The sequence below is a fragment of the Pseudomonas emilianonis genome (assembly GCF_023072625.1).
Classification (GTDB): Bacteria; Pseudomonadota; Gammaproteobacteria; order Pseudomonadales; family Pseudomonadaceae; genus Aquipseudomonas; species Aquipseudomonas paraveronii.
Window position 1 is genome coordinate 1 of sequence record NZ_JAKNRV010000613.1, and the last position, 1,809, is coordinate 1,809.

At 66.6% G+C, this 1,809-nt stretch carries 1 protein-coding gene and 1 pseudogene; one reads left to right on the top strand and one right to left on the bottom strand.

Annotation, left to right across the window (positions count from 1 at the left end; genetic code table 11):
• A pseudogene (locus L9Z73_RS30030) lies at window positions 1-1,534 on the top strand (transcriptional regulator); the annotation flags it as partial.
• Here L9Z73_RS30030 and L9Z73_RS31255 read toward each other — a convergent pair.
• The coding region (locus L9Z73_RS31255; RefSeq protein WP_345894196.1) for a LysR substrate-binding domain-containing protein at window positions 1,481-1,809 on the bottom strand (329 nt) is incomplete at its 5' end. The pseudogene L9Z73_RS30030 and the gene L9Z73_RS31255 sit on opposite strands and share 54 nt — an antisense overlap.

Sequence of the window (1,809 nt, forward strand, 5' to 3'; positions counted from 1 at the left end):
GATCGCCGGGGAGCAGATCGCGCCGGCCGAGGTGCTGGGTTCGATCACCCAACTGGTGGCCAAGTCCTTGCTCAATGTCGAGCCCGGCGATGACGAGATGGTCTACCGCCTGCTCGACATCACCCGCACCTACGCCCTGGAAAAGCTCAGCGTGGCCGCTGAACTCGACACCACCCGCGAGCGCCACGCCGCACGCTGCCTGGCCTTGATGGAACAGGCACGGGACGATTGGGAACAGACCGCGACCCAGCCCTGGATCGACCGCTATGCGCCCCTGCGCGAAGACATCCGCACCGCACTGGATTGGGGCCTGGGCGACCAGGGCGCGCACCTGTTGGGGATTCGCCTGACGGTCAGCGCGATGCCGTTGTGGCAGGAGCTGTCACTGCTGAGGGAGCACGGGCTGTACGTGGGCAAGGCGCTCGCGCGGCTGGCGCAATCGCCGGCGCCGAACCCGCACCTGCACATGGCGTTGCAACTGGCGCTGGGCAGTTTTTCGTATCACACCCAGGGCGGTACGCCGCAGACCATTGACGCCTTTGCCTGCGCGCGGCGCCTGGCCGAAGCGAACAATGACCTGAGCGGCCAGTTGCGTGCGGTGTCAGGCCACATGGCGGTCAACCTGTGTTGCGGCAACTATCGCCAGGCGCTTGCGCAAAGCCTGCACTTCGATCAACTCGGCCCCCAGGCCGCCCCCTTGCTCGACCTCAGCGCCCAACGCCTGCGGGTACTGGCCCAGCACTTTGCAGGTGACCAGGCAATGGCCCAGCACAATGCCGAACAGGTGATCCAGCGCATGGCCCACAGCGGCCATCTGAACCGGTTCACCCATGGCTTCGGCGTGCAGTACGACCAGAGCGTGGCCTCACTGACGATCCTCGCCCGCATCCTGTGGCTGCGGGGCTTCCCGGAGCGCGCCTGGCGCACCGCGAACCAGGCCCTGGAACTGGCGCTGCAGATCAACCACGGCACCTCGATCTGCTACACCCTGGCCCTGGCCGGGGTGGTCATTGCCCGCTACAACGGCGACGCGACCTCGGCGCGCTCACTGCTGGACCTGTTGATGCAACAAGCGCAAAAACACTCGGTGCAGCTGTTTCACACCTGGGCCCGACACTACGCCGGTACGGCGCCAGACGAAGACCTGCAGGGGCTCGGCCTGGTCGCAGACACCCTGGTGACCTTCAACGCGACTGCGGTGGACGCGGCGATGTTCGAACGCGCCAGAAACGGCGCGGCCGGCTGGTGTACTGCGGAGATTCTGCGGGTGCGCGCCGAGCACATCGACGATCCCCAGGCGGCAGAAGCACTGCTGCTCGACGCGTTGGGTCTGGCGCACCAGCAAGGTGCCCTGGCCTGGGAGTTACGCAGTGCGACCGCACTGGCGCGGCTGTGGCAGCGCCAAGACCGCCGGCAAGCGGCCCACGAGCTGCTGAACGCGGTCTACACGCGATTCACCGAAGGGTTCGCCACCCAGGACCTAATCGGCGTGCGCCGCCTGCTCGACGAGTTGCAAGACAAACGGCCGGCCTGAAAACGCGCCCAGATAATGCCCATACCCTTGCTGCAACTGCGCCACCTGCAGCGGGTCGCGCAGTTGCGCCAGGGCGTAGCTGCGCACGCTGTTGAGCAGGCGATAACGCTCGGGACCGAGACCGGGTTCCACGCTCAGCAGCGAGGTGTCGCGCAGCAGCAGCGTGTAAGGCTCCAGGTCTTTCAGGCGCAGCGGTCCTTGCAGGCTCAAGGGGTGGTCGGGCGGCGCCACGGCGACAATCGGATTGTTGAGGAACGGCAGGAATTCGAGGCCCA